The sequence below is a fragment of the Mycolicibacterium sp. MU0053 genome (assembly GCF_963378095.1).
GTDB lineage: Bacteria > Actinomycetota > Actinomycetes > Mycobacteriales > Mycobacteriaceae > Mycobacterium > Mycobacterium burgundiense.
On record NZ_OY726397.1, the window covers coordinates 4,490,210 to 4,515,467 of the forward strand.

General features: G+C 68.5%; 29 protein-coding genes. 22 read left to right on the forward strand and 7 right to left on the reverse strand.

Annotated elements, in window-relative coordinates; genetic code table 11:
• The first annotated feature begins 4 nt into the window (after positions 1-4).
• From RCP80_RS21430 to RCP80_RS21440, 3 genes are read left to right on the forward strand one after another with little or no spacing between them, the layout of a single operon-like run.
• Positions 5-835, forward strand: a complete 831-nt coding sequence (locus RCP80_RS21430) for a mycofactocin-coupled SDR family oxidoreductase (protein ID WP_308479589.1) — start codon at positions 5-7, stop codon at positions 833-835.
• Positions 832-1,635 carry a mycofactocin-coupled SDR family oxidoreductase gene (locus RCP80_RS21435; protein WP_308479590.1) on the forward strand — a complete coding sequence of 268 codons (804 nt, stop codon included), beginning with the start codon at positions 832-834 and terminating at the stop codon, positions 1,633-1,635. The genes RCP80_RS21430 and RCP80_RS21435 overlap by 4 nt, the downstream gene beginning before the upstream one ends.
• Positions 1,636-1,662: 27 nt before the next feature.
• Complete coding sequence (locus tag RCP80_RS21440; RefSeq protein WP_308479591.1) at positions 1,663-2,454, forward strand: carboxymuconolactone decarboxylase family protein; 792 nt, start codon at positions 1,663-1,665, stop codon at positions 2,452-2,454.
• Between the two features lie 9 nt (positions 2,455-2,463).
• Here the strand turns inward: RCP80_RS21440 and RCP80_RS21445 are convergent, their stop codons facing one another.
• Positions 2,464-3,072, reverse strand: coding sequence for a TetR/AcrR family transcriptional regulator (locus RCP80_RS21445; RefSeq protein ID WP_308479592.1), 609 nt, complete (start codon positions 3,070-3,072; stop codon positions 2,464-2,466).
• Between the two features lie 64 nt (positions 3,073-3,136).
• Between RCP80_RS21445 and RCP80_RS21450 the strand changes: the two genes are divergently transcribed.
• Complete coding sequence (locus RCP80_RS21450) at positions 3,137-4,057, forward strand: TIGR03619 family F420-dependent LLM class oxidoreductase (RefSeq protein ID WP_308479593.1); 921 nt, start codon at positions 3,137-3,139, stop codon at positions 4,055-4,057.
• On the opposite strand, the gene RCP80_RS21455 is transcribed toward RCP80_RS21450, so the two are convergent.
• Entirely contained in the window at positions 4,054-5,025 is a 972-nt protein-coding gene (locus RCP80_RS21455) for an IS481 family transposase (RefSeq protein WP_308479594.1), read from the reverse strand. The two genes, RCP80_RS21450 and RCP80_RS21455, sit on opposite strands and share 4 nt — an antisense overlap.
• 105 nt (positions 5,026-5,130) lie before the next feature.
• The gene (locus RCP80_RS21460; RefSeq protein WP_308479595.1) at positions 5,131-5,910 is read right to left on the reverse strand and encodes an SDR family NAD(P)-dependent oxidoreductase; all 780 of its coding nucleotides are present in this window, start codon (positions 5,908-5,910) and stop codon (positions 5,131-5,133) included.
• Between the two features lie 157 nt (positions 5,911-6,067).
• On the opposite strand from RCP80_RS21460, the gene RCP80_RS21465 reads away from it, so the two are divergent.
• The 15 genes from RCP80_RS21465 to RCP80_RS21535 all read left to right on the forward strand — a co-directional run bounded on the left by RCP80_RS21465 (position 6,068) and on the right by RCP80_RS21535 (position 17,768).
• Positions 6,068-6,967: an alpha/beta fold hydrolase gene (locus RCP80_RS21465; protein WP_308479596.1), complete on the forward strand. Its 900-nt coding sequence runs from the start codon at positions 6,068-6,070 to the stop codon at positions 6,965-6,967.
• A 30-nt stretch (positions 6,968-6,997) separates the two neighbouring features.
• Entirely contained in the window at positions 6,998-7,405 is a 408-nt protein-coding gene (locus RCP80_RS21470; protein ID WP_308479597.1) for a nuclear transport factor 2 family protein, read from the forward strand.
• Between the two features lie 40 nt (positions 7,406-7,445).
• Positions 7,446-8,840: an acyl-CoA dehydrogenase family protein gene (locus tag RCP80_RS21475; protein ID WP_308479598.1), complete on the forward strand. Its 1,395-nt coding sequence runs from the start codon at positions 7,446-7,448 to the stop codon at positions 8,838-8,840.
• An 82-nt stretch (positions 8,841-8,922) separates the two neighbouring features.
• Positions 8,923-9,528, forward strand: a complete 606-nt coding sequence (locus RCP80_RS21480) for a TetR family transcriptional regulator (protein ID WP_308479599.1) — start codon at positions 8,923-8,925, stop codon at positions 9,526-9,528.
• A gap of 4 nt (positions 9,529-9,532) precedes the next feature.
• On the forward strand, positions 9,533-9,802 hold the full coding sequence (locus tag RCP80_RS21485; RefSeq protein WP_308479600.1) for a YdeI/OmpD-associated family protein: 270 nt from the start codon (positions 9,533-9,535) through the stop codon (positions 9,800-9,802).
• A 36-nt stretch (positions 9,803-9,838) separates the two neighbouring features.
• Entirely contained in the window at positions 9,839-10,102 is a 264-nt protein-coding gene (locus RCP80_RS21490) for a PE-PGRS family protein (protein WP_308479601.1), read from the forward strand.
• A gap of 27 nt (positions 10,103-10,129) precedes the next feature.
• Entirely contained in the window at positions 10,130-10,924 is a 795-nt protein-coding gene (locus RCP80_RS21495) for an SDR family oxidoreductase (protein WP_308479602.1), read from the forward strand.
• Between the two features lie 99 nt (positions 10,925-11,023).
• Complete coding sequence (locus tag RCP80_RS21500; protein ID WP_308479603.1) at positions 11,024-12,010, forward strand: ABC transporter substrate-binding protein; 987 nt, start codon at positions 11,024-11,026, stop codon at positions 12,008-12,010.
• 31 nt (positions 12,011-12,041) lie between these two features.
• Positions 12,042-12,719: a queuosine precursor transporter gene (locus tag RCP80_RS21505; RefSeq protein ID WP_308479604.1), complete on the forward strand. Its 678-nt coding sequence runs from the start codon at positions 12,042-12,044 to the stop codon at positions 12,717-12,719.
• Positions 12,720-12,810: 91 nt separating this feature from the next.
• A complete protein-coding gene (locus RCP80_RS21510; RefSeq protein WP_308479605.1) occupies positions 12,811-13,473 on the forward strand; it encodes a 5-oxoprolinase subunit B family protein in 663 nt (220 codons plus the stop codon).
• A 9-nt stretch (positions 13,474-13,482) separates the two neighbouring features.
• Positions 13,483-14,352 (forward strand): 5-oxoprolinase/urea amidolyase family protein, encoded by an 870-nt coding sequence (locus RCP80_RS21515; protein WP_308479606.1) that lies wholly within the window; start codon positions 13,483-13,485, stop codon positions 14,350-14,352.
• Between the two features lie 46 nt (positions 14,353-14,398).
• Positions 14,399-14,944 (forward strand): GNAT family N-acetyltransferase, encoded by a 546-nt coding sequence (locus RCP80_RS21520; protein WP_308479607.1) that lies wholly within the window; start codon positions 14,399-14,401, stop codon positions 14,942-14,944.
• Between the two features lie 20 nt (positions 14,945-14,964).
• Positions 14,965-15,744: a class I SAM-dependent methyltransferase gene (locus tag RCP80_RS21525; RefSeq protein WP_308479608.1), complete on the forward strand. Its 780-nt coding sequence runs from the start codon at positions 14,965-14,967 to the stop codon at positions 15,742-15,744.
• Positions 15,745-15,807: 63 nt separating this feature from the next.
• Positions 15,808-16,965: a uroporphyrinogen-III synthase gene (locus RCP80_RS21530; protein WP_308479609.1), complete on the forward strand. Its 1,158-nt coding sequence runs from the start codon at positions 15,808-15,810 to the stop codon at positions 16,963-16,965.
• Positions 16,962-17,768 (forward strand): sirohydrochlorin chelatase, encoded by an 807-nt coding sequence (locus RCP80_RS21535; RefSeq protein ID WP_373693389.1) that lies wholly within the window; start codon positions 16,962-16,964, stop codon positions 17,766-17,768. Before RCP80_RS21530 ends, RCP80_RS21535 begins: the two co-directional genes overlap by 4 nt.
• Here RCP80_RS21535 and RCP80_RS21540 read toward each other — a convergent pair.
• From RCP80_RS21540 to RCP80_RS21555, 4 genes are all read right to left on the reverse strand, one after another.
• The gene (locus RCP80_RS21540; protein ID WP_308479610.1) at positions 17,765-18,091 is read right to left on the reverse strand and encodes a hypothetical protein; all 327 of its coding nucleotides are present in this window, start codon (positions 18,089-18,091) and stop codon (positions 17,765-17,767) included. The two genes, RCP80_RS21535 and RCP80_RS21540, sit on opposite strands and share 4 nt — an antisense overlap.
• Before the next feature lie 52 nt (positions 18,092-18,143).
• Positions 18,144-18,491 carry a nitrite reductase small subunit NirD gene (gene nirD, locus RCP80_RS21545; RefSeq protein ID WP_308479611.1) on the reverse strand — a complete coding sequence of 116 codons (348 nt, stop codon included), beginning with the start codon at positions 18,489-18,491 and terminating at the stop codon, positions 18,144-18,146.
• Entirely contained in the window at positions 18,478-21,051 is a 2,574-nt protein-coding gene (gene nirB / locus RCP80_RS21550) for a nitrite reductase large subunit NirB (RefSeq protein WP_308479612.1), read from the reverse strand. The genes nirD and nirB overlap by 14 nt, the downstream gene beginning before the upstream one ends.
• 130 nt (positions 21,052-21,181) lie before the next feature.
• On the reverse strand, positions 21,182-21,952 hold the full coding sequence (locus RCP80_RS21555) for an isocitrate lyase/PEP mutase family protein (RefSeq protein ID WP_308479613.1): 771 nt from the start codon (positions 21,950-21,952) through the stop codon (positions 21,182-21,184).
• Positions 21,953-22,067: 115 nt separating this feature from the next.
• On the opposite strand from RCP80_RS21555, the gene RCP80_RS21560 reads away from it, so the two are divergent.
• The 3 genes from RCP80_RS21560 to RCP80_RS21570 all read left to right on the forward strand — a co-directional run bounded on the left by RCP80_RS21560 (position 22,068) and on the right by RCP80_RS21570 (position 25,257).
• Positions 22,068-22,367 carry an Rv0250c family protein gene (locus RCP80_RS21560; RefSeq protein WP_308479614.1) on the forward strand — a complete coding sequence of 100 codons (300 nt, stop codon included), beginning with the start codon at positions 22,068-22,070 and terminating at the stop codon, positions 22,365-22,367.
• Positions 22,368-22,486: 119 nt separating this feature from the next.
• The gene (locus RCP80_RS21565) at positions 22,487-23,302 is read left to right on the forward strand and encodes a succinate dehydrogenase subunit SdhC (protein ID WP_308479615.1); all 816 of its coding nucleotides are present in this window, start codon (positions 22,487-22,489) and stop codon (positions 23,300-23,302) included.
• Between the two features lie 35 nt (positions 23,303-23,337).
• Positions 23,338-25,257 (forward strand): fumarate reductase/succinate dehydrogenase flavoprotein subunit, encoded by a 1,920-nt coding sequence (locus tag RCP80_RS21570; protein ID WP_308479616.1) that lies wholly within the window; start codon positions 23,338-23,340, stop codon positions 25,255-25,257.
• The last annotated feature ends 1 nt before the right edge of the window (position 25,258 follow it).

Consider the following 25,258-nt stretch of genomic DNA (forward strand, 5'->3'; position numbering starts at 1 on the left):
AGTTATGGGTTCTTTGGACGGTAAGGTCGCCTTCATCACGGGAGTCGCCCGCGGGCAGGGTCGCAGCCACGCGCTCCGGCTCGCCGCCGACGGGGCCGACATCATCGGCGTCGACATCTGCGCCGACATTGCCTCCAACGGCTACCCGATGGCCAGCCGGGACGAACTCGAGGAGACCGTCGCATTGGTGGAAGGCCAGGGCGCCAAGATGCTCGGCACAGTCGCCGACGTCCGTGACTTCGCAGCAGTGCGGGCCGCGTTGGACACCGGGGTTGAGCACTTCGGTCGCCTCGACATCGTGTGCGCCAACGCGGGCATTGCCCCGATGGCCTTCCGCGAGTTGACCATCGAAGAAGAACTCGAGATGTGGACCGACGTGATCGGGGTCAACCTGGACGGGGCGTTCCATACGGCCAAGGCCGCCATCCCCCATCTGGTCGCCGGACAACGCGGCGGGTCCATCGTCTTCACGAGTTCGACCGCCGGCCTGAAGGGCTTCGGCGGGATGCAGGGCGGCGGGCTGGGCTACGCGGCCTCCAAGCACGGCATCGTCGGCCTGATGCGCACGCTGGCCAATGCCCTGGCGCCACACAGCATTCGGGTCAACACCGTGCACCCGACCGCGGTGAACACCATGATGGCGGTCAACCCGGCCATGACCGCGTTCCTCGAGGCCTACCCCGACGGCGGCCCGCACCTGCAGAATCCGATGCCCGTGCAACTGCTGGAACCCGACGACATCAGCGCGGCCATCGCCTACCTGGTCTCCGACGCCGCCCAGTACGTCACCGGGGTCACTTTCCCCGTCGACGCCGGCTTCTGCAACAAGCTATGAGCGGCCGGGTAGCAGGCAAGCGGGTCCTGATCACCGGCGCCGCACGGGGAATGGGCCGCAGCCACGCGGTGCGACTGGCCGAGGAGGGCGCCGACCTGATCCTGGTCGACATCTGTGAATCGCTGCCGGACATCGAGTATCCGCTGGCCACCCGCGACGACCTGGCCGAGACCGCCCGACTGGTCGAACAACAAGGCCGGCGCGCGCTCACCCACGTGGTGGACGTCCGCGACGCCACGGCGCTCTCGACCGCGGTCGACGATGCGGTCGCGCGGATGGGCGGGCTGGATGCCGCGGTGGCCAACGCCGGGGTGTTGACGGCCGGCACCTGGGACACCACCACCTCCGAGCAGTGGCGCACCGTCGTCGACGTCAACCTGATCGGGGCGTGGAACACCTGCGCGGCCGCGCTGCCGCATTTGGTGGACCGGGGCGGCAGCCTGATCAACATCAGTTCCGCGGCCGGCATCAAGGGTTCACCGCTGCACACGCCGTACACCGCGGCCAAGCACGGCGTGGTCGGCATGAGCAAGGCGTTGGCCAATGAGCTTGCCGCCCTGAATGTTCGGGTCAACACCGTGCATCCGACCGGGGTGGAGACCGGGATGCAGCCGCCCTCGCTGCACGCGCTACTGCGCGAGAAGCGCCCCGACCTGGCACCCATTTTCGGCAACGCGCTGCCGGTGGTGATGGTGGAGGCGATCGACATCAGCAACGCGGTGCTGTACCTGGTCTCCGACGAATCCCGGTACGTCACCGGCCTGGAGTTCAAGGTCGACGCCGGCGTCACCATCCGGTGACGCCGCCCGCAGAGAGAGCAGACGACAATGGCCACCGACCGCGGTAGACAGGCCTTCGCCGACGTGATGACCTTCCCGGCCCCGGCGGAGTCCACGCCGACCTCGGCGGGCCTGCTGGACTTCGTCTTCGCCGAGGTGTGGCAGCGGCCGGGCCTGAGCCGGCGGGAGCGGCGTTTCATCACGCTGCCGTGCGTCGCGGCCGCCGACGCCGAAGGGCCGTTGCGCGATCACGTGTACGCCGCACTGAACAGCGGCGATGTGTCGTTCGGCGAAATGCAGGAGACCGCATTACATTTCGCGGTGTACGCCGGCTGGCCGAAGGCGTCCCGGTTCGCCATGACGGTCGACGAGCAGTGGCAGCGCATCCACGACGAGCGAGGCCAGGCGGTGCCGCCACCCGAACCGCTGTTGCCGCTGAGCACCCCCAGCGATCCGGAGCAGCGGCTGGCCGTCGGCGAGCAGGCGTTCAAGGACATCAACTGCCTGGGTTTCGCGCCACCGCGGGATCACCCGTTCCACGGGGCGGGCATCCTGAACTTCGTTTTCGGCGAGATGTGGTTGCGCCCCGGCCTGGGCATGAAGGAGCGGCGGTTGGTGACCGTGGCGTGCGTCGCGTTCCAGGACGCGCCGTATCCCATCCTGAGCCACGTCTACGCCGCGCTGAAGAGCCGCGAGGTGTCATTCGACGAAATGGACGAATTGGCACTGCATTTCGCGGCATATTACGGCTGGGCCAAGGCGGTCAATCTCAGCCAGGTGATCGAGGAGCAGAAGGTGCGGGTCACCGGCGAATGGGCCGCCGAGGGCGCACCCGGGTAGGGCGGCAGCTCACGGCAAGGGCCGCCGCCGGATGCCGTCGGCGATGCCGGAGATCAGGAAGTCCAACTCTGCGGCATCGTGCACGCGCCGGCCGCCGCTGGCCGCGTCCTGCATCACGCCCCCGATGAACATTGCCACCGCATAGGCCTGTCGGTCGACCTGGCCCGGACCGGTTGGGCGGCCGCCGGGCTGCAGCCGCAGCACGGCGTCCCGGATCAGCCCCATGAACTCGTCGGCGTTGCGGCGCAGCGCCGCGGCCAGTTCCGGATCGCGGGCCGCCTGCAACGCAAGTTCATTGCGCGCCTTGGTCCGCAGCAGCTTGGCCCCGCGCAATGACCGGCTGACCAGGGTGGCCAGCCCCGACGGGCCGGCCGCGTCGGCCGAGGCCCGGGTGGCCGCCGTCAGGTCCTTGAGGTCGAGTTCGACGACCCGCTCGGCGACCGCGCGCAGCAGCGCCGAACTCGTCCGCCAGTAGAACGACGTGGTGCCATCGGGAAAGCCGGCCTTGCGGTCCACCCGCAGATGCGTCACACCCTTGAGTCCGCCCTCGGCGAGCAGCCGGATCGCGGCGTCACACAGCGCGCGTCGACGCTGCTCGGGGTTGGGCTTGCTGCGCATGATGAGCACGAAGTCTAACCCCTGGGTATTGCCCCGCCAATCTCTATCATCGTAGAGTCAGGGAGTGAAACTCGTCTTCAATCTCCCACACATGCTGCGTATCAAGGCGATGTCACAGCCCTGGGAAGCCTCCGTCACCGGCGCCGACCAAACCCGGATGGCCAAATGCGCCGATGAGTGGGGCTACGACATGATCGCTGTCCCCGAGCATTTCGTGATCCCCAACGAGCATGTCGAACTGTCCGGGCCGCACTGGCTGCAGTCGACGGTCGCCCAGGCCTATCTCGCCGGTGCGACATCGAACATCAAGCTGAACTCCTGCGTCACCGTGCTGCCGCTGCAGCACCCGATCGTGCTGGCCAAATCGTTGGCCACCGCGGACTGGATGAGCGGCGGCCGGATGATGGTCACGTTCGGTGTGGGTTGGCTCAAGCCCGAGTTCGAGCTGCTCGGCGTCCCGTTTCACGAACGCGGGCGGATCGCCGACGAGTACCTCGCCGCGATCGTGGAGTTGTGGACCAGCGAATCACCAAGCTACCAAGGCAAGTACGTGTCGTTCGACGACGTCGCCTTCGAGCCGAAGCCGGTGCAGAAGCCGCACCTGCCCATCTGGATCGGCGGCGACGCCGACGGCGCACTGCGCCGCGCCGCCAAATACGCCTCCGGATGGTGGTCGTTCCTGACACCGCCCGAACAGATCGCCGAGCGGGTGAACTTCATCAAGTCCCAGCCGGATTACGACGGCCGGGCCTTCGACGTGGTGCATGGGTTGGGCACCGGTCGGGTCGGCGAGGGCCATGAGGTTCGCGACGACCCACACGGCCGGCCCGGCATGAACGCCGCCGAGATCGTCGACCGGTTGGGCTGGCTCGCCGAACAGGGCGTGACGGTCAGCGCGGTGCCGCTGCCACCGGTGCGCGGGGTCGACGAGTACCTCGACTACGCGCAGTGGGTCATCGAGGAGATCAAACCCCAGGTGCCCTAAATGTAATGACCAGGCAGGTTGTGAACGCGTAGGCGCTCGATGGGGGTCTTTCCTCCGATACCGGTGTGGGGTCGGTGGTGATTGTAGTGATGCAGCCAATCTTGGTAGGTCTGCGCGCGGGCGTCGTTGGACCGGTAGGTCTGGGCGTAGGCCCATTCGGCGGCCAGGGTGCGGTTGAAGCGTTCCACCTTGCCGTTGGTCTGCGGCCGATACGGTCGGGTTCGCTTGTGCGTGATCACATCGCCTAGTGCTTCGGCGAAACACTTTGAGCGGTAACATGATCCGTTGTCAGTGAGGACGCGCCGAACGATGATGCCATGGTCTACGAAGAAGGCGTTGGCGTTGCGCCAGAACGCTGCGGCGGTCTCCTTGCGTTCGTCGTCGAGTTCTTCGGAGTAGGCCAGTCGGCTGTGGTCGTCGACCGCGTGGTGCAGGTAGGCGTAGCCCATCCCGCTGCGGGTTTTGCGCCCCGCTTGCCGGCCGAGCTTGCGGTGCCCACCACCATCGGGGATACGGCCGAGCTTTTTGATGTCCACGTGCACCAGATCGCCCGGCGCCGCGTGCTCGTAGCGGTTGGGCTTCGGGCGGCGTACCGGCAGGCCGGTGGCCTGATCCAGGTGCCTCAACAGGGGCATCTTGTAGCGCTTGAGCACCGCCTGCACCGTTGATCGCGGCACGTGCAGGTGTGCGGCGATCCGATCGGGCCCCCAGCGGCGGGTGAAGCGCAGCTTGACGATCCGACGCTCCCGACGTGCCGGCAGCCGGTTGGGGCTGTGGCGCGGACGGCTGGGTCGGTCGAACATCGCCTCCGCGCCACCGACCCGGTAGCGATCGGCCCACTTCTTCGCTGTGGCCGGTGAGCACTGGAACCGCTCAGCAGCACGTCGGATCGACCAACCCTCATCGACAATCAGCTTGGCGAGTTTCAATCGCCCCTTCGGGGTCAGCGAAGCATTAGCGTGGGACACGAGGACCTCCTGGTGATCGGCGTGTGTGTGGTAACCACACCGATACCGGAGGTCCTCACCTACTTCCGCGCACCACGCCGTTCACAACCTCCCTGGCCATTACACCTAAAGCGCCAGCGAGTAACCGCCGTTGGCGCAGATGGTCTGCCCGGTGATCCAGGAACCGTGCTCGCTGGCCAGCACCAGGGCGAGATGGGTGACGTCGTCGGGCACCCCGGGCCGGCGGATCGCGTAGTTCTGCAGGATCGCCTTGGCCTGCGGGGAATCGCCGTGCTCGGCCCACAGCGCTTCGGTCAGCGGGGTGCGCATGGTGCCCAGCGAGATGTTGTTGGCGGTGATGCCGTAGCGGCCGTTCTCCAACGCGACGGACCGAGTGAGCCCCGCGGCGCCGGCCTTGGCCGCGCCGTAGACGGCACCGCCCGGATCACCGGTCCGGCCCGCGTCGGAAACGATGGTGACGATGCGCCCCCAGGCGTTGTCGACCATCGCGGGCAGCACCGCGCGGGTGCAGTGCAGCACCCCGTACAGGTTGACCCGCAGGAATGATTCCCAGTCCGCCGGGTCGGACTCGGAAAAACGGCCGCGATACGCGAACCCTTCCGCGCCGGCGTTGCCCGCGTTGTTGATCAGGATGTCGACGGGCCCCGCCGTCGCGACGGCGGCGCTCACCGCGTCGTAGTCGGTGACGTCGAAGGGCACTGCGCCGGCGCTGCCGCCATGTTCCTCGATCTCGTCGACGACCACCTGCGCGCGTTCGGCCCGCAAATCGTTGACCAGGACCTCGGCGCCGGCGGCCGCGAAGGTCAGCGCCAGGCCACGCCCGACGCCCTGGCCCCCGCCGGTGATGAGCACCCGGCGCCCGTCGAGTGCGATTTGTGCGCCCATGTGACTCCTCAAGCCGTTGTCCAGCGCCGTTGCGCCGAAATTGTCTCTACTTTAGTAGAGGGCGCGATGCGGCTGCGGCCGCGCCCGTGGCACGGTGAATAATTCTTCCCACCAGAGCCTCCTTCATCGCGGCGAGCGCACCGGCGAGATTGGCACCATGTCGACGAACCCGAGCAAGAACCTCGCACCACCCTCCTGGTTTCAGCGGGCGCTGGACGTCCGGCCGACCCGCTTCGATGTCGAGGTCGAGGGCTGTCGAATCGCCTGTCGGTCCTGGGGCGAGCCGGGGTTGCCCGTGCTGGTGCTCGTCCACGGCGGTGGTGCGCACTCCGGCTGGTGGGACCACATCGCCCCGTTCTTCGCCGCCACACATCATGTCGTCGCGCCCGATCTGAGCGGCCACGGCGACAGCGAGACCCGGTCCCGGTACGGCCTGGGGGTCTGGTCGCGCGAGGTGCTGGCCGTGGCCGCCGCCGCGAACCCGTCGATCCGCCCGGTGATCGTCGGCCACAGCATGGGCGGTTGGGTCACCGGCACCGCCGCGACCCGCGACGGCGCCAAGATCGACGGGATCGTGGTGCTCGACTCCCCACTGCGGGACCGCGCACCCGAGGCCGACCACCTCCGACGAGTTGGCCGGCACGAGGGGCACCTGACGCGGGAAGCGATCGTGTCGCGGTTCCGGCCGGTCCCCGGCCAGGAGGTGATCCTGCCCTTCATCGCAAACCACATCGCGATCGAGTCGGTGCGACGCAAGGGCCTGCACTGGCGATGGAAGTTCGATCCGGCCATCTTCCAGGGACGCTGGGTTTCGGAAGGCCCTGGTGAAGCCGACACCATGGAGCACATCTTCGCCCAGATGCCCTGCCGCATCGCCTATTTGCGTTGTGAGTACGGTTCGATCGACGTGGACATGGCGAACCGGATCCGGGAGATGCTGCAACTGCGCGGCCCATTCATCGAGCTGCCCGAGGCCGGACATCATCCGATGCTGGACCAGCCGTTGTCGTTGGTGTCCACGTTGCGCGCGTTGTTGGAGATGTGGTCGATCAGCTGAGCGCTGCACCCTCTCCCGTAATCTGCCGACATGACTGCACCGCACGCCACGCCCCCGCCGGTGATCGCCCGCTGGCTGGATTTCATGTCCAGCGGCGATACCGCCACCCTGGCCGATCTGCTGGACGAGAACGCCGTCTTCTACTCCCCCGCGGTCTTCACCCCGCAGGCCGGCCGGGACAAGACCATCGCCTACCTGCTGGCCGCCGAGAAGGTCTTCGGTGCCGCCGACTTCCGCTATCTCGAGCACTGGTACAACGAGCGATCGGCGGTTTTGCAGTTCACCGCCGATCTCGACGGCACCGTGGTGGAGGGCATCGACATGATCGCCTGGAACGACGACGACAAGATCACGTCGTTCAAGGTGATGGTGCGGCCCTTGAAGGCCCTGCAGGCCCTGATCCCGCGGATGGGCCAGTTGCTCGCCGAACAGGGCTGAGTACGTTTCGACCTCGCGGTAGCGGGTTAACCCGCTGCCTGTGAGCTTCGATCTGCGGCCCACCGCCGCTCAGCACGATCTGGCTCGGCGCACCCACGAGTTCGCCGAGCAGGTGATTCGTCCGGTCGCGCTCGACTATGACCAACGTCAGGAATTTCCCTGGCCGGTGCTCGAGGAGGCCGCCGAGCGCGGGTTCTACAGCCCGCTGTTCTATCGGGACCTGATCGGCGACCCCACCGGGTTGTCGCTGCCGATGTTCATGGAAGAGCTGTTCTGGGGCTGCGCGGGCATCGGCCTGGCCATCGTGATGCCGGCCCTGGCGCTGTCGGCCATCGGTCAGGCCGCTTCCCCCGAACAGATGCTGCAGTGGGCGCCCGAGTGCTTCGGCGCCCCCGGTGACCTGAAGCTGGCCGCGCTGGCCATCTCCGAACCCGAGGGCGGCAGCGACGTCCGCAACCTGCGCACCACGGCCCGACGCGCCGGCCCCGGCCCCGACGCCGACTGGGTGATCAACGGTCACAAGATGTGGATCGGCAACGGCGGGATCGCCAACGTTCACGTGGTCAACGCCGTGGTCGACGCCGAACTCGGGCACCGCGGCCAAGCGTTGTTCGTGGTGCCCGGTGGCACCCCGGGTCTGGAGTTGGTGCGCAAACTCGACAAGCTGGGCTGTCGCGCGTCGCACACCGCGGAGCTGAGCTTCACCGACGTGCGGATACCCGCGGAGAACCTGCTGGGCGGTGCGGAGAAGCTGGAGCACAAGTTGGCCCGGGCCCGCGAGGTGGTGGCCGGCGGCGCCAAGTCCGGGTCCGCGGCGCTGGGCACCTTCGAGCAAACCCGCCCGATGGTCGCCGCGCAGGCGCTCGGGATCGCCCGCGCCGCACTGGAATACATGACCGAGTACGCGAATCGGCGCGAGGCCTTCGGGGCGCCGATCATCGACAATCAAGGCATCTCCTTCCCGATTGCCGACCTGGCCACCCAGATCGACGCTGCTCGCCTACTCACCTGGCGCGCGTCCTGGATGGCGGCCACCGGGGTGGCGTTCGATCGCGGCGAGGGCTCGATGTCCAAGCTCGCCGCCAGCGAGGTCGCGGTCAAGGCGACCGAAAGGGCCATCCAGACCCTGGGCGGCTGGGGCTACATCACCGACCACCCGGTGGAGAAGTGGTACCGCGACGCCAAGCTCTACACCATCTTCGAGGGCACCAGCGAGATCCAGCGGATGGTGATCGCCCGCGCGCTCGGGGCCGCCGACGGCGCCCCACCGCTGCACGTCGAACTCGAACCCTCCGGCGGCGCTCTGAACCGGTGGTTCGGCCGTGGCACACCGCTGCGCGGCCGCGCCGCCGACGCGATGTTGTCGGCCAAGGACCGGGTTCCGGAACCGGTGATGCGCGCTGCGATGAAAGTTCTTGCCCCACCGCGCAGGTGAAATCCGGCGGTCGTCGGCGGGTGTGCCCGCCGGCGCGCGGGCGCCTCCCCGTCCCGACACCACAACTGGAAGAATCACAGGCATGGATGCCAGCGAGAAGCCCGGCCTTCGCGAGCGCAAAAAGGTCAGGACCCGCGAGGCGATGCGACGGGAGGCCTTTCGGCTGTTCGAGGAGAACGGGTATCCCAACACCACCGTCGAGCAGATCGCCGAGGCCGCCGACGTCTCCCCCCGGACCTTCTTCCGGTACTTCCCGGCCAAGGAATATGTCCTGATCGACGACGACTTGATCCCGCCGATCATCGACGCGTTCGTCGCCGCCCCCGCCGACCTGCCGCTCATCGCGGCGTACAAGCACGCGGTGCTGAGCACATTCGCGGCGCTCACGGCGGAGGAGCGCGACAACGCCATCCGGGGCCAACAGTTGATGTACTCCATCCCGGAGGCTCGCGGGATCCTCTACTCGCACTACGTTCGGCTGATCGGGCTGATCGCCGAGGCCGCCAAGGCCCGGATTCCCGACACCATCGGCGACTTCGAGCGCCGGGTGCTCGCCGGCGCGATCGTCGGAGTGTTGTTGTCCTGCGCCGATGGCACCCCGATGCCGGGGGACCCGATCTCCGCGGGGCTCGAGATACTCGAGCGCCGGCTCAATCTCGATGCACCGCAGGATCCCGGTTTATCCTGACCGGATGAGCAGCCCCCGAGTCCCCGGTGGCGTGGTGCACAAGTTGCCCGCAGACTTGCGAACGGCGTTGATCGCCAACACCACCGCGCTGGCCGCCTGGACGGACATCACCCCGCTGGCCCGCAACGAATTCATCTGCTGGGTCGAGGACGCCAAACAACAGGCCACCCGGGAACGCCGGATCCGGCGCACCCAGGAGGAACTCGAGGAGGGCATGCGTCGCCCCTGCTGCTGGCCCGGGTGCAAGCACCGGGAGCGCAACGGCAAAGCGTGAACTGTCGAGGGGTTCCGATGGTAGAACCAGAGGAACATGAAGCCGACCTTGAGTTTCCTGGCGTCGCTGGTGCTGGCGACTGCTGCCGCCACGGCCATCGCCGTCGCACCGGTTGCCGCCGCAGCACCGTTGCCGGCGAGCCCAGGCGATGCCAGCGGGTGCACACCGGATGGGACCTGCGGCCACGGCGGCCCCGGCGGCGGCGAGGGTTGCACCTCCAACGGCATCTGTGGCCACGGCGGCTGGGGTGGCGGTGGCGGGTGCGTGCCGGGCATCGGCTGCTTCGAGTGGGGCCGCTGACCCGAACCGGGTGCGTCATGATGAGACATGGCTAAATCTGTCTTCATCACCGGCGCCGCCGCCGGCATCGGCCGCGCCACCGCACTCAAGTTCGCCGCCAAGGGCTACACCGTCGGCGGCTACGACATCGACGAGGACGGGTTGGCGTCGCTGCGCGACGAGATCACGACGCTCGGCGCCAAGGCGATCACCGGGCATCTCGACGTCACCGACAACGACGAGATGACCACCCGGCTAACCGAATTCGTCGCCGCCGCCGACGACCGGCTTGACGTGCTGATCAACAACGCCGGCATCCTGGTCGCCGGCCGATTCGAGCAGACCGACGTCGCGTTGCAGCACAAGATGATCGACATCAACTGCAAGGGCGTGATCAACGGCCTGTACGCGGCCCACCCCCATCTGCGCCGCACCCCCGGTTCGGTGGTGGTCAACCTGGCCTCGGCCTCGGCGATTTACGGCCAGGCCGAACTCGCGGTGTACAGCGCCACCAAGTTCTTCGTGCGGGCCATGACCGAGGCCCTGGACTTGGAATGGGGGCCGCAAGGCATCCGGGTGATCTCGATGTGGCCGTTGTACGTGCAAACCGCCATGACCCACGACATCAGCACCGGCACCACCGCCTCGCTGGGCATCAATCTCACCGCCACCGAAGTCGCCGAGGCGATCATCGCGGCGGTCGAACCGTCGGCGATCCGCCGCGCGCTGCATCAGGTGCACTTTCCGGTGGGCGCCCAGTCCAAGGCGTTTGCGACGGGATCGCGGTTCAGTCCGGCCTGGCTGATCCGACTGCTCAACAAACGCCTGGCGCGCGCCGAATAGCTTCCCGCTGAGCACAACCGGTTCGGCGACCGTGGTGAACATCCATCCTCTTCGGCAGTTTCTCCACGGCGACCTGAGCTGGGCGATTACTCTCGCCCAATGCGAACACAGTGCACGCGGCGGGGATTCTTTGCGCTGGCCGGCGCCGCGGGACTGGCGGTCGCAACGGCGTGCTCATCGGATCCGAAATCCGAGGCCGGCGCCGCAGTCACCATCACCCACGCGTTCGGTGAAACCACCATCCCGGCACGACCGACGCGGGTGGTCAGCGCGGGCTTCACCGAACAGGACAGCCTGCTGGCCGTCGGGTCGGTGCCGATCGCGACCACCGAGTGGTGGGGTGAGCAGCCGTTCGCGGTGTGGCCGTGGGCGCAGGCCGCGCTCGGTGGGGCCCAGCCGACGCTGCTGAGCCTGGCCGAGGGCATCGACGTGGACCAGATCGCGGCGCTGACACCGGATCTCATCGTCGCGATCAACGCGGGCTGCGACGAGGACACCTACCAGCGGCTGTCGGCGATCGCCCCCACCGTCCCGCAGTCGGGGGCCGCGCCGTTCTTCGAACCCTGGAAGGACCAGGCCGCCACCATCGGCCGGGCCGTCTTCGCCGCCGATCAGATGACCGCGCTGATCGCCGGGGTCGACGACGGGTTCACCGCCGCCGGCGCGGCCCATCCGGAGTTCAAGGACAAGAAGGTGCTGCTGCTGCAGGGCAGCACCTACTGGGAGAACAGCGTGATCGCCAAGCGGCCGGACTGGCGGACCGACTTCCTGACCCAGCTGGGCTTCACCATCCCGGACAGCCTGGCACCGTTCGCCCGCGAACACGACAACCGCGCCTTCATCCCGCTGCCCGAGATCGGCCCCGTGCTCGACGACGCCGACGTGCTGATCTGGAGCACCGAGAGCGACGAGGATCGGGCCAAGCTGCTGGCCGACCCCAACATCGCGGCGCTGCGCGCCACCCGGGAGAACCGCAACGTGTTCACCGGCAAGGAGCTGGCCGGGGCGATCGCCTTCAGCTCGGTGCTGTCCTACCCGGTGGTGGCCGAGCAGTTGCCGCCGCTGCTGGCCGCGGCACTGGCTTAACCCGCGTCGACCCATCTGCTTGGATGGGCCGGTGAACCACCCACCAGAACCCACCGGCTACGCCAGGGTCGGCTCGGTGTACTACCCGATCCTGGTCGCGGTCTTCACCGCACTGGTGATCATCTCCAACGTGACCGCCACCAAGGGCGTCGAATTCGGACCGATCATCACCGACGGCGGCTTCCTGGTGTTTCCGCTGACCTACATCATCGGCGACGTGCTCTCCGAGGTGTACGGCTTCAAAGCGGCCCGGCGCGCGGTGTTCCTGGGGTTCGGCATGAACGCGCTCGCCGCCGCGGTGTTCTGGGTGACGCTGTATCTGCCGGCAGCCGAGTTCTACGAGCACCAGGCGGCGCTGGAAACCGTCGTGCACGCCTACACCCAGCTGATCGTTGCCGGCATGGCCGGCTTCTTGGTGGGGCAGACCCTCAACGCGTGGGTCGTCGTCAAGATCAAGGAACGCACCAAGGAGAAACACCTGTGGGCGCGGCTGATCGGATCGACCGTGATCGGCCAGCTCGGCGACACACTGGTGTTCTGCGCGATCGCGGCAAGCGCGATCGGTATCAACACCTTTCGCGACTTCGCGGTGTACACCGCGATCGGCTGGTTCTACAAGACCATCGTGGAGGTGGTGATCCTGCCGGTGACCTATCAGGTGATCGGTTACATCAAACGGCGCGAACCCACATACCAGCCGATGTTGTGAAATCTCCCAGGCTCTGAGCCGTTGCTAAGGCTCCTCTGGCGGGGCCGTAAAGCCACGGGACACCAAGGCTACTCGGCGGTAACGTTAGGTCATGAGCGTCTCTGTAGATCATGGAGTCAGGGCTTCCGGGAAGGCCGTGGTGCGCGATTACGGCGACTGTGCCCTGCTCATCGAGTGCGACAGTACCGCCGAGGTGCTGGCCTGGACGGCCGCGCTGACGAGCGCGGGGCTGCCCGGTGTCCTCGACATCGTGCCGGCCTATCGCACCGTCCTGGTGAAGCTGGACGGTCCGCGCTATCAGGCGCCGACCCGCCAGCGGCTGGAGCGGCTGCCGGTATCGGTCCAGGAACAGCCGACCGAACCGCCCGGCGGCAAAGCGGATGTCGTCATCGATGTGGTGTACGACGGTGCGGATCTGGTCGAGGTGGGACGGTTGTCCGGGCTGGATCCGGTGGGGGTCATCGCCGCACACACCGGTTCCCTGTGGCGGGTTGGGTTCGGTGGCTTCGCCCCCGGATTCAGCTACCTCATCGGCGGCGACCGGCGCCTGCAGGTGCCGCGCCGCGACGAACCGCGCACCAAGGTGCCGGCCGGCGCGGTCGGCCTGGCCGGCGAATTCAGCGGTGTCTATCCGCGGGAGTCCCCGGGCGGCTGGCAACTGATCGGGCACACCGATGCGGTGCTGTGGGACGTCGAACGGCCCGAGCCCGCGCTGTTGCGGCCCGGGATGTGGGTGCAGTTCCGGGCGGTATGAGGAGACGACATGACGACATTGGAGATCATGCACACCGGGCCGCTGGCTCTGGTCGAGGATCTCGGCCGGACCGGTAAGGCGCACTTGGGGGTCAGCCGCTCCGGGGCCGCCGACCGGCGCTCGCACACCTTGGCCAACCGTCTCGTCGCCAACCCCGACGACCGCGCGACCGTCGAGGTCACCCTCGGCGGACTGGTGGCCCGCGTCCGCGGTGGTGACGCCGAGATCGCCGTGACCGGCGCCGACACCGACCCGATGCTCAACGGAAAACTGTTCGGCACCAACAGCATTTGCCATGCCCGCGACGGGGACGTCATCACCTTGGGCACCCCGTACGCGGGGATGCGTTCCTATCTCGCGGTCCGCGGCGGCATCGACGTCGAGCCGGTGCTCGGGTCGCGCAGCTATGACGTGATGTCGGCGATCGGGCCGCGTCCGCTGCAGCGCGGGGACATCCTGGACGTCGGCGCGCGCACCGACGAATACCCCGAACTCGACCAGGCACCCGTCGCCGCCATCGCGGATCAACTGCTGGAGTTGCGCGTCGTCCCCGGGCCGCGCACCGACTGGTTCGTCGACCCCGACGCGCTGGTACGCACGGTCTGGGTGACCTCGGATCGCAGCGACCGGGTCGGCATGCGGCTGACCGGAACGCCGATGCGCTGGCGCTGGCCCGACGGGCACCTGCCGTCGGAGGGCGCCACCCGCGGCGCGATCCAGGTGCCGCCCAACGGGCTGCCGGTGATCCTGGGGCCCGACCACCCCGTGACCGGCGGCTATCCGGTCGCCGGGGTGATCATCGAAGAGGATGTCGACAAGGTGGCCCAGCTCCGTCCCGGTCAGCCGGTCCGATTGCACTGGGCCCGGCCGCGCGGCTGAGCCTCCAGGGCTCGTAACTGCGGCCGATATGGGATAGAACGAAGGGGTGTACCCCCAGGTTCTGACCGCTCGGTTGGTGCACACCGCCGACCTGGATCCGGAAGCCCGCGACGCCGCGCGGCGGCTGCTGACCGACGCCTTCGACGGCGACTTCACCGACGACGACTGGGACCACACCCTGGGCGGCATGCACGCGCTCGTGTGGCACCGCGGCGAGTTGCTGGCGCACGCCGCGGTGGTGCAGCGTCGCCTGCTGTACCGCGCTGCCGCCCTGCGCTGCGGGTACGTCGAGGCCGTGGCGGTGCGCGCCGAGTGGCGCGGCCACGGGCTGGGCGCGGCGATCATGGACGCCGCCGAGCAGGTGATCCGCGGCGCGTACCAACTCGGCGCGCTGAGCGCCACCGACGACGCGCCGGGCTTCTATCTGGCGCGGGGCTGGCAGCGCTGGGCCGGAACGACTGCGGCGTTGGGGCCCAACGGGATTGCCCGTACCGCCGACGACGACGGCTGCGTCTTCGTGTTGGCCACCGACACTCCGCTGGACATCGACACCGAGCTGGTCTGTGATTGGCGCGGCGGCGACGTCTGGTAGCGCGGGGTACCTTGGATGAAGTGAGTGACAGTACCCCCGAAACCGTCCGGCCCGACCGCGAATCCTTCGACCGGCTCTACCGCGGCGAGCCCGCATTCGAGGGCGGACCACCGCCCGGCGCCATCCCGTGGGACATCGGGCAGGCGCAACCGCGGCTGATGGAACTCGAGGCGCTCGGCGCGATCTCCGGTGAAGTCCTCGACATCGGCTGCGGCCTCGGCGACAACGCGATCTTCCTGGCCTCCCGCGGCCACCTGGTAACCGGTCTGGACGGCTCGCCCGCCGCCATCGACCAAGCCCGGCAGCGGGCCGCCGACGCGGGCGCGTCGGTGACCTTCGGCGTCGCCGACGCCACCGATTTGACCGGCTACGACGGCCGGTTCGACACCGTGATCGACAGCGCGCTGATGCATTGCCTCGACGACGACGGCCGCGACGCCTACGCCGCGGGCCTGCACCGCGCCACCCGCCCGAACGCGCGGTGGTTCGTGTACTGCTTCGCCGGCGGCACCGTCAACGGGGTGCCGGCCCCGATGCCGGTACCCGAGGACACCCTGCGCGACACCCTGCACCGCAACGGCTGGCGAATCGACTTCCTGGGACCCACGACGTATCTGGGCACCGTCGCCGGATTCACCGCCGTGACCGAGGCCCAGCCGGCCCAACTGTCCGACGACTCGGCCCCCGGCCACGAGCAGATGCGCGAGATGGCCGAGCGGGCCGCGGTGATCCTGCCGTTGATCGACGACGGACGGGTCCATCTGCCGTTCACTGTGGTGCACGCCACCCGGGTCGGCTGAATCCACACGTCGGCGCAATGGCCCAGTAACACCGATGAAATATCGCCTGCCTACACAGGAACCATGACTGTGCCCGAGGGGGCTCCGCTGACCGGATACCGGGTCGCGGTGACCGCTGCCCGACGCTCCGAGGAGCTGTGCACGCTGCTGCGTCGCCGCGGAGCCACGGTCTGCGCGGCACCGGCGATCGAGATGGTCTCGCTGCCGGACGATGAGGAACTGCACCGCCACACCGAGGCCCTGATCGGGCAGCCGCCCGACATCGTGGTGGCCACCACCGGCATCGGGTTCCGCGGCTGGATGGCCGCCGCCGACGGCTGGGGGCTGGCCGGCGACCTCACCGCAGCGCTGGCCGGCGCCCGGGTGGTCTCCCGCGGGCCCAAGGCCACCGGTGCGTTGCGCGCCGCCGGTCTGCCCGAGGAATGGTCACCGGAATCCGAATCGTCCCGGGAGGTCCTGGAGTATCTGCGCACCGGCGACATCGCCGGAAAGCGCATAGCGGTGCAACTGCACGGCGCCACCGACGAATGGGATCCGTTTCCGGAGTTCCTCGACGAACTGCGCGGCGCGGGCGCCGACGTCGTCCCCATCCGGGTGTACCGCTGGCGGGCGGCCCCGCTGGGCGGGCCCTTCGACGCGCTGGTGCACGGCATCGCCGACGAACAGTTCGACGCCGTCGCCTTCACCTCGGCGCCCGCGGTCGCGGCCACCCTGCTGCGCGCCACCGATCTCGGCGTTCTCGACCGGGTGCTGGCGGCGTTGTGCGGACCCGTGCACGCCATGTGCGTCGGTCCCGTCACCGCGCGACCGCTGGTGCATTTGGGGGTGCCGACCTCGGCCCCGGAGCGGATGCGCCTGGGCGCCCTGGCCCGCCACATCACCGACGAACTCCCGCTGCTGCGCTCGCGCCGACTGGTCGCGGCGGGCCATCAGGTGGAGATCCGCGGTACCTGCGTCGTGGTCGACGGGGCGGTGAAGGCGTTGTCGCCGGCCAGCATGGCCACCCTGCGGGCGTTGGCCGACAAACCCGGGTTCGTGGTGTCGCGCGGTGACCTGCTGGCCGCGCTGCCGGGGGCCGGCACCGACACCCACGCGGTCGAGACCGCCGTGCTTCGGCTGCGAACAGCGTTGGGCGACAAGAACATTGTCGCCACGGTGGTCAAGCGCGGCTACCGGTTGGCGATCCAGGACGGCCCCGCGGATCCGGCGGGTGCGGGGTGAGAGAACTGGTGCTGGTGGCGCACGGCACCCGCAAGCCCGGCGGGGTCTCGATGATCGGCGAACTCGCCGAGCGGGTCGGTGCCGCGCTCGCCCGACCGGTGCGGGTGGCCTTCGTCGACGTGCTCGGTCCCACGCCCAGCGAGGTGTTGCGCAGCCTCGGCGGCGCCCCGGCCATCGTGGTGCCGGCCTTCCTGTCCAGCGGCTACCACGTGCGTAGCGACCTTCCGGACCACATCGCGGCCAGCGCCCATCCGGCGGTCACCGTGACCCCCGCCCTGGGCCCGGACCCGCAGATGGTCCGGGTGGTCACCGACCGTCTGCTGGAATCCGGTTGGCGCCCAGGCGATTCCGTCGTGCTGGCGGCGGCCGGCACCTCGGACCGGGGTGCGCAACGGGATCTGCGGATCACCGCGACGCTGCTGTCGGCGGCGCTGGGCAACCGCGTCGAGTTGGCGTACGCGGCCACCGGTGAACCCCGGGTGCCACAGGCCGTGCGCCGGCTCCGGGCGGCGGGTGCCCGCCGGGTGGTCATCGCGTCCTATCTGCTGGCCGATGGCCTGTTCCAGGACCGCCTGCGCGGCGCCGGCGCCGATCTGGTCACCGCGCCGGTGGGCCTGCACCCGGGTACGGTGCGGCTGGTCACCGCGCGCTTTCGCCGGGCGGTGCTGCCGGTCCTGAGCGGGGCCGTTGTCGGCCGGCCTCTTCCTCGCGGAACTACACCGCTCGTCGAACCGGCCGAGTCCATTGTCGCCCGGCCTCTTCCTCGCGGAACTACACCGCTCGTCGAACCGGCCGGGGCCTAGATACAGCCGCTGACGCTGATGCGACGGCCGACGTTCGCGCACACGTTGACATTTGGCGGCGGCGGCGGTGGTGGCGGCGGTGGTGGGGCGGCCGTCTCGTAGTCCTCGGGCAGCGGCGCATACGCCGCCGGGGGCGGCACCCACGGCGCGATCGCGTCGGCGATGTTGCCGCAGCCGCTGACCGAGACGTGCCGACCACCGGCTCCGACGCACACGTCGGCCCAGCTGTGCGCGGGCGCCACGACGGTGCCGAAACCCTGGACGCCGGTGGCCAGGGCAATCGAGAAGACCGCCACGACGCCGACTCTGGCGCTTCGGTTCATCGCGGGCCTCCTCACACGTGGCATTGGTGTGACGATAGCCGCACCGCGGCTGTCAGCGGCCGACTTCGACAAACCCGTCGGCGGTGGTGCGGGTGGCGTAGACCGGGACCGTCACGCTCGGATCCTCGAGGCAGGCCCCGTCCCGCAGCCCGAAGGCCTGCTTCTTGATCGGGGACTGCACCACAGGTCGGCCGTCCCGGTCGCCGACGATGCCGCGGGACAGCACGGCCGCACCGGAGAAGGGGTCGATATTGCCCACGGCGTGCAGCGTGCCGTCGGCCAGCCGGAACAGCGCGGCCTGAGCGCCGTCGTCGAGCAGCACCGCCACCCCGCGGTCGGGGATCAGGTGGGCGTACCGGCAGGCCGCCGTCCAGATCCGGACATCGTCAAGCACGCTCATCGGTGCTCCTTTCGGGGACGAACACGGGCATCCCGATCGGCACCTTGCGGCCCGACCTCTCGGTGAATTGCACGGTGGGATCTTCTTTTTCGGGCGCGTTGACGAACGACACGAACCGGGTCAGCTTGTCGGGGTCCTCCAGCACGCCCTTCCATTCGCAGGAGTAGCCCGTGACGTGGCGCGCCATCGCCTCTTCGAATTCCGCCGCCAGGCCCAGCGAGTCCTGGCACACCACCTCGCGCAGATGGTCCAGCCCGCCCTCGAGGCCCTCGACCCAGGGTGCGGTGCGCTGCAACCGGTCCGCGGTGCGGATGTAGAACATCAGGAACCGGTCGACGTAGCGGATCAACGTCTCGGTGTCGAGGTCGGCGGCCAGCAGCTGGGCGTGCTTGGGCGTCGCGCCGCCGTTGCCGCCGACATAGAGGTTCCAGCCGGATTCGGTGGCGATGACCCCGACGTCCTTGCCGCGGGCCTCGGCGCACTCCCGCGCGCACCCGGAGACCCCCATCTTGATCTTGTGCGGGGCCCGCAGGCCGCGATAGCGCAGCTCCAGGTCGATCGCCAACTGCACCGAATCCTGCTGGCCGTAGCGGCACCAATCGCTGCCCACACAACTCTTGACGGTGCGCAACGACTTGCCGTACGCCTGGCCGGACTCCATGCCGCCGTCGACGAGGCGCTGCCAGATCTGCGGGAGTTGTTCGACCCGGGCGCCGAACAGGTCGATCCGCTGACCGCCGGTGATCTTGGTGTACAGCCCGAAATCCTTGGCGATCTGCCCGATCAGGATCAGCTGGTCTGCGGTGATGTCGCCGCCGGGCACCCGGGGCACCACCGAATAGCTGCCGTTGCGCTGAATGTTGGCCAGGAAGTGGTCGTTGGAGTCCTGGAGCGCGGCCTGCTCCCCGTCGAGGATGTGGTCGGAACTGGTCGAGGCCAGGATCGAGGCGACCACCGGTTTGCAGATGTCGCAGCCGGCCCCGCTGCCGAACCGGGCGATCAGCGCGCTGAACGTGCGGGTACCGGTGGCGGTGATGATCTCGAACAGTTCGGCGCGCGACTGCGGAAAGTGCTCGCACAGCGCCTTGGACTGTTCGACGCCCTCGGCCTCGAGCAGTTGCTTGAGCAGCGGAACGCACGAGCCGCAGGAGGTGCCCGCGCCCGTGCAGGCCTTCAGGGCCGGCACGTCGGCGCACCCGCCCGCGATGGCGTTCGTGAGATCGCATTTGGTGACGTTGTTGCACGAGCAGACCTGGGCGTCATCCGGCAGCGCCCCGATCCCCAATGCGGCGGCGCCCGAACCGGAATCGACCGGGGCGATCAGCGACAACGGATCACCGGGCAGTTGACTGCCGACCATCGGCCGCAGCACCCCGTAGGCCGAGGCGTCGCCGACCAGCACACCGCCCAGCAGGGTGCCGGCGTCGTCGGAGAGCACCAGCTTCGCGTAGGTCTGCTTCACCGGATCGTTGACCACGACCTCGAGGCACCCCGGCGTGGCCCCCATCGCATCGCCGAAGCTCGCGACGTCGACGCCGAGCAGCTTGAGCTTGGTCGACAGGTCGGCACCCGGAAATTCGGCGGCCCCGCCGACCAGGCGATCTGCCACCACCTCGGCCGAGGTGTATCCCGGCGCCACCAGGCCGTAGCAGCGGCCCTCGATGGCCGCCACCTCACCGATCGCGTAGATGCTGGGATCGCTTGTGACACAGGACAGGTCGGTGAGTACGCCGCCGCGTTCGGCGATCCGCAGCCCGGCCTCGCGAGCCAACTCGTCGCGCGGACGCACGCCGGCCGCGAAGATCACCACGCCCGTATCGATGAATGTCCCGTCGCTCAGCGTGACCCGCAACGCGTCGGTGTCGGCGGAGCGCCGGACCGGCCGATTGCGTTGGGCGGGCCTGATGGTCTCGGTGCCGACGCCGGTGTGCACGGTGATGCCCAACTCGGTGATCATGGCGCCCAACAGCGCGCCGCCGGCCTCGTCGACCTGCTGGGACATCAACCGCGACGAGCGCTCCACGACATGCGCGGCCAGCCCGAACCCGCGCAGGGCGTTGGCGGCCTCGAGGCCGAGCAGGCCGCCGCCGATCACGACGCCCACCGGCGCGCCACCGGCACCCAGCGCCCGCATCGCGGCGGCCCGGATCGCGTCGAGGTCATCGAGAGTGCGGTAGACGTGACACGACGGGAGGTCTCGGCCGGGCACCGGCGGCACGAACGCATACGATCCGGTCGCCAGCACCAACGCGTCGTAGTCGACCCGCGTACCGTCGGCGGTCTTCACGAACTTCGCCGTCGGGTTGATCTCGACCACGCGGCCACCGAGTCGGACGTCGATCCGGTCGACACCGCGGTAATCGTTGCCCGGCAGCGCCAACCGGCCGCGCTCCCAATGCTCGGTGTAGGCGGTCAGGCCGACCCGGTCGTAGGCGGCGTCGGTTTCCTCGCCGAGCACGGTGAGGGTCCAACGACCGTCGGTGTCGCGGGCGCGCAACGCCTCGACGAAACGGTGCCCGACCATGCCGTGACCCACCACGACGCACTTTTGTGACTGCATGGCTGCGACGCTAGAAAGCGTGTATTGCCGCGATGTCGTCTCGGTGTGAACCGCCCATCACGGTGTGCTCACACCCGCGTCGTCCCGCTGTGAGCGGTTCGCTGCACGCAACCGGCGGCGGATTCGGCGACTAGCTCCAGCGCCCCAGGATCTCGTTGGCGCGGGTGGCCAGCGCGGCCTGGAAGAACGGGCCGAAGCTGATGCGGCCCACCCCCAACGGACCGAACGAGGCCGGATCGTCCTGATCCGGCAGCGCGATCGCGTTGATCGGCAGCGGCAACTCCGAGGCCAGCCGCGTCAACGTGTCCGGGTCGTGGCGGCCCACCGGGTACAGGCAGTCGGCGCCGGCCTCGGCCGCCTCCGTCAACCGCGCGATCGCACGGTCGACGCGGTCGCCGTCGTCGCCGTCCTTGCGCAGGAACAGATCTGTGCGGGCGTTGACCACCACGTGGACGCCCGCCGCGTCGGCGGCCTGACGCAGCGCGCCGACCAACGCGGCGTGCTCGCCCGAGGAGCGCAACCGCTTGCCTTCGCTGTGCACGGAGTCCTCGATGTTGAGTCCCACCGCGCCCACTCGCAGCAGGCCCGCGATCAGGTCCTCGGGCGGGACCCCGTAGCCCGATTCGATGTCGACCGAGATGGGCACGTCGACCTTCGCGGTGATGTGTTCGACCCGGGTCAGCAGGTCGTCGAACGACATCCCCTCGTTGTCGGGCTTGCCGATGGAATCGGCCACCGGGTGGCTGCCCACGGTCAACGCGGCGAACCCGGCATCGACCGCTAGCGCCGCCGACCAGGCGTCCCACACCGTCGGCAACACCACCGGATCGCCGGGTTTGTGCAGGCCCAGCAGGGTGTCCGCCCGTTGGGCCAAAACGTCTTTGCTGATCTGGTTGCTCATCCATTCTCCTGTTCGGCGGCGCGCGGACGTGACGTGAGTCACGCCCCGATCATGATGTGGCTAGCATCAGGTGTCGTAATGTGATTCATGACACCCTTCAGCCCAAGGAGGTCACTTGTCCAGTACTACCGAACTCGCCGAACTGCACAACCTCGTCTCTAGCCTGCGCCGCTGCGTCACATCGCTGCGGTCTCGCTATGGCGAGAGCCCGGCGATGCGCAGGATCGTGCTCGACGCCGACCGCATCCTCGACGATGTCGAGTTGCTCAACTCCGATGCCAACGATCTGGACCTGACGCGCTGCGCCCAGCAGCACACCGGCGAAAAGATCCCCGTCCCGGATACGCAGTACGACAGCGAATTCTGGCGGGACGTCGATGACGAAGGTGTCGGCGGTCACAGTCGCCCCCACTGAGCCATCCCCGCCACATCGCCTGTGATGCCGTAGCAGTAGCCTGCGGGGTGCACACCCAGCGTGCCCCGCCGACCGCCCCCGCCCACTGACGCCCCGCGTCGAAGAAGGGAACCGATGCAATGAGCGCGCCCGCGGCCGACCGCTCGAAGACCGGAGTCTTCTCGCCCACGCGAGCCAAGATCCCCCAGCGCACCCTGCGCACCGACAACTGGCTCAAGGCGCCAATACTCACCAACCTCGGGTTGGCGGCATTCGTCATCTACGCGACGGTCCGGGCGTTCATGCAGCAGGACTACTTCGTCCCGCAGTACAACTACCTGACGCCGTTCTACTCGCCGTGCCTGAGCGTCGGATGTATCCCGGAGGCCAGCCATTTCGGGCAGTTCCTGCCCGACGTCTGGTGGTTGCCCTACGCCGCGATATCGCTGCCGTTCCTGCTGCTGTTCCGGGTCACCTGCTACTACTACCGCCGCGCCTACTACCGCTCGGTCTGGCAGTCCCCGACCGCCTGCGCGGTCGCCGAACCGCACGGCAAGTACACCGGTGAGACCCGTTTTCCGCTGATCATCCAGAACTCGCACCGCTACTTCTTCTATGCGGCCGTGCTCATCTCGCTGGTCAACACCTACGACGCGATCTTGGCGTTCGACACGCCGACCGGTTTCCGCATCGGCGTGGGCAACATCATCCTGGTCGTGAACATCACGCTGCTGTGGGTCTACACGCTGTCCTGCCACTCCTGCCGGCACGTCACCGGCGGACGGCTCAAGCACTTCTCGAAACATCCCGTGCGGTACTGGATCTGGACCCAGGTGTCGAAGATCAACACCCGCCACATGGAGTTCGCCTGGATCACGCTGGGCACGCTGATGCTGACCGACTTCTACATCATGTTGGTGGCCCGTGGCATGACCGACCTGACGATCATCGGCTGACAAGAACATCGACGCGAAAAGGCAAGTGAGGTTTCATGGTTGAGCTGGAACGCCACCAGTACGACGTCGTCGTGATCGGTGCCGGCGGGGCTGGATTGCGGGCGGTGATCGAGGCGCGGGAACGCGGCCTGCGGGTCGCGGTGGTGACCAAGTCGCTGTTCGGCAAGGCCCACACCGTGATGGCCGAGGGCGGTTGCGCCGCGGCCATGCGCAACGTCAACACCAAGGACTCCTGGCAGGTGCACTTCGGTGACACCATGCGCGGCGGGAAGTTCCTGAACAACTGGCGGATGGCCGAACTGCACGCGCAGGAGTCGCCCGACCGGGTCTGGGAGCTGGAAACCTACGGGGCGCTGTTCGACCGGACCAAGGACGGCCGGATCAGCCAGCGCAACTTCGGCGGCCACACCTACCCCCGGTTGGCCCACGTCGGAGACCGCACCGGTTTGGAGATCATCCGCACCCTGCAGCAGAAGATCGTCTCGCTGCAGCAGGAGGACAAGGCCGAACTCGGCGACTACGAGGCCCGCATCAGGGTCTTCCACGAGTGCTCGATCACCGAGTTGATCAAGGACGGCGATCGGATCGCCGGGGCCTTCGGCTACTGGCGCGAGACCGGGAACTTCGTGCTGTTCGAGGCGCCCGCGGTGGTGCTGGCCACCGGCGGTATCGGCAAGTCGTTCAAGGTGTCGTCGAACTCCTGGGAGTACACCGGCGACGGGCACGCGCTGGCATTGCTGGCCGGCTCCTCGCTGATCAACATGGAGTTCATCCAGTTCCACCCGACCGGAATGGTCTGGCCGCTGTCGGTCAAGGGCATCCTGGTCACCGAAGGGGTGCGCGGCGACGGCGGAGTGCTGAAGAACTCCGAGGGCAAGCGGTTCATGTTCGACTACATCCCCTCGGTGTTCAAGGGTCAGTACGCCGAGACCGAGGAAGAAGCCGACCAGTGGCTCAAGGACAACGACTCCGCGCGCCGCACCCCCGACCTGTTGCCCCGCGACGAGGTGGCCCGCGCCATCAACTCCGAGGTCAAGGCCGGTAGGGGTTCGCCGCACGGCGGCGTGTACCTCGACATCGCCTCGCGGATGCCGACCGAGGAGATCAAGCGCCGGCTGCCGTCGATGTATCACCAGTTCATGGAGCTGGCCGAAGTGGACATCACCAAGGACGAGATGGAGGTCGGACCGACCTGCCACTACGTCATGGGCGGCATCGAGGTCGATCCCGACACCGGTGGTGCGCGCACCCCCGGCTTGTTCGCCGCCGGTGAATGCTCGGGCGGCATGCACGGATCGAACCGGCTGGGCGGCAACTCGCTGTCCGACCTGCTGGTCTTCGGCCGTCGCGCCGGCCTGGGCGCGGCCGACTATGTCCGCGACCTGACGGACCGCCCCGCGGTCTCCGGCGAGCAGGTCGACGCGGCCACCAAGCACGCGCTGGCCCCGTTCGACGAGCATCCCAACCCGGAGAATCCGTACACGCTGCACGCCGAACTGCAGCAGTCGATGAACGACCTGGTCGGGATCATCCGCAAGGAGGAGGAGATCCAGGAGGCCCTGGACAAACTCCAGGAGCTCAAGGCGCGCTACCAGAACATCACCGTCGAGGGCGGTCGGCAGTTCAACCCCGGCTGGCACCTGGCGATCGACATGCGCAACATGCTGCTGGTCAGCGAGTGCGTCGCGAAGGCCGCGCTGCAGCGCACCGAGAGCCGCGGCGGCCACACCCGCGACGACCACCCGGAGATGGACGCCAACTGGCGCAACACGCTGCTGGTGTGCCAGGTGAGCCCCGACGCCGATCCGACCACGACCGTGGCCCCGGAGATCCAGGTGACACCCGAACAACAGGAACCGATGCGGCCCGACCTGTTGGACTTGTTCGAGCTCTCCGAGCTCGAGAAGTACTACACCGAAGCCGAGTTGGCCAACCATGCGGAACGGAGAAGCTGAG

Excerpts from the sequence above, each read along its gene's own strand:
- RCP80_RS21430 (WP_308479589.1), top strand. The coding sequence starts at position 5 with ATGGGTTCTTTGGACGGTAAGGTCGCCTTCATCACGGGAGTCGCCCGC.
- RCP80_RS21435 (WP_308479590.1), top strand. The coding sequence starts at position 832 with ATGAGCGGCCGGGTAGCAGGCAAGCGGGTCCTGATCACCGGCGCCGCA.
- RCP80_RS21440 (WP_308479591.1), top strand. The coding sequence starts at position 1,663 with ATGGCCACCGACCGCGGTAGACAGGCCTTCGCCGACGTGATGACCTTC.
- RCP80_RS21445 (WP_308479592.1), bottom strand. The coding sequence starts at position 3,072 with ATGCGCAGCAAGCCCAACCCCGAGCAGCGTCGACGCGCGCTGTGTGAC.
- RCP80_RS21460 (WP_308479595.1), bottom strand. The coding sequence starts at position 5,910 with ATGGGCGCACAAATCGCACTCGACGGGCGCCGGGTGCTCATCACCGGC.
- RCP80_RS21465 (WP_308479596.1), top strand. The coding sequence starts at position 6,068 with ATGTCGACGAACCCGAGCAAGAACCTCGCACCACCCTCCTGGTTTCAG.
- RCP80_RS21470 (WP_308479597.1), top strand. The coding sequence starts at position 6,998 with ATGACTGCACCGCACGCCACGCCCCCGCCGGTGATCGCCCGCTGGCTG.
- RCP80_RS21480 (WP_308479599.1), top strand. The coding sequence starts at position 8,923 with ATGGATGCCAGCGAGAAGCCCGGCCTTCGCGAGCGCAAAAAGGTCAGG.
- RCP80_RS21485 (WP_308479600.1), top strand. The coding sequence starts at position 9,533 with ATGAGCAGCCCCCGAGTCCCCGGTGGCGTGGTGCACAAGTTGCCCGCA.
- RCP80_RS21490 (WP_308479601.1), top strand. The coding sequence starts at position 9,839 with ATGAAGCCGACCTTGAGTTTCCTGGCGTCGCTGGTGCTGGCGACTGCT.
- RCP80_RS21495 (WP_308479602.1), top strand. The coding sequence starts at position 10,130 with ATGGCTAAATCTGTCTTCATCACCGGCGCCGCCGCCGGCATCGGCCGC.
- RCP80_RS21500 (WP_308479603.1), top strand. The coding sequence starts at position 11,024 with ATGCGAACACAGTGCACGCGGCGGGGATTCTTTGCGCTGGCCGGCGCC.
- RCP80_RS21510 (WP_308479605.1), top strand. The coding sequence starts at position 12,811 with ATGAGCGTCTCTGTAGATCATGGAGTCAGGGCTTCCGGGAAGGCCGTG.
- RCP80_RS21515 (WP_308479606.1), top strand. The coding sequence starts at position 13,483 with ATGACGACATTGGAGATCATGCACACCGGGCCGCTGGCTCTGGTCGAG.
- RCP80_RS21530 (WP_308479609.1), top strand. The coding sequence starts at position 15,808 with ATGACTGTGCCCGAGGGGGCTCCGCTGACCGGATACCGGGTCGCGGTG.
- RCP80_RS21540 (WP_308479610.1), bottom strand. The coding sequence starts at position 18,091 with ATGAACCGAAGCGCCAGAGTCGGCGTCGTGGCGGTCTTCTCGATTGCC.
- nirD (WP_308479611.1), bottom strand. The coding sequence starts at position 18,491 with ATGAGCGTGCTTGACGATGTCCGGATCTGGACGGCGGCCTGCCGGTAC.
- nirB (WP_308479612.1), bottom strand. The coding sequence starts at position 21,051 with ATGCAGTCACAAAAGTGCGTCGTGGTGGGTCACGGCATGGTCGGGCAC.
- RCP80_RS21555 (WP_308479613.1), bottom strand. The coding sequence starts at position 21,952 with ATGAGCAACCAGATCAGCAAAGACGTTTTGGCCCAACGGGCGGACACC.
- RCP80_RS21565 (WP_308479615.1), top strand. The coding sequence starts at position 22,487 with ATGAGCGCGCCCGCGGCCGACCGCTCGAAGACCGGAGTCTTCTCGCCC.
- RCP80_RS21570 (WP_308479616.1), top strand. The coding sequence starts at position 23,338 with ATGGTTGAGCTGGAACGCCACCAGTACGACGTCGTCGTGATCGGTGCC.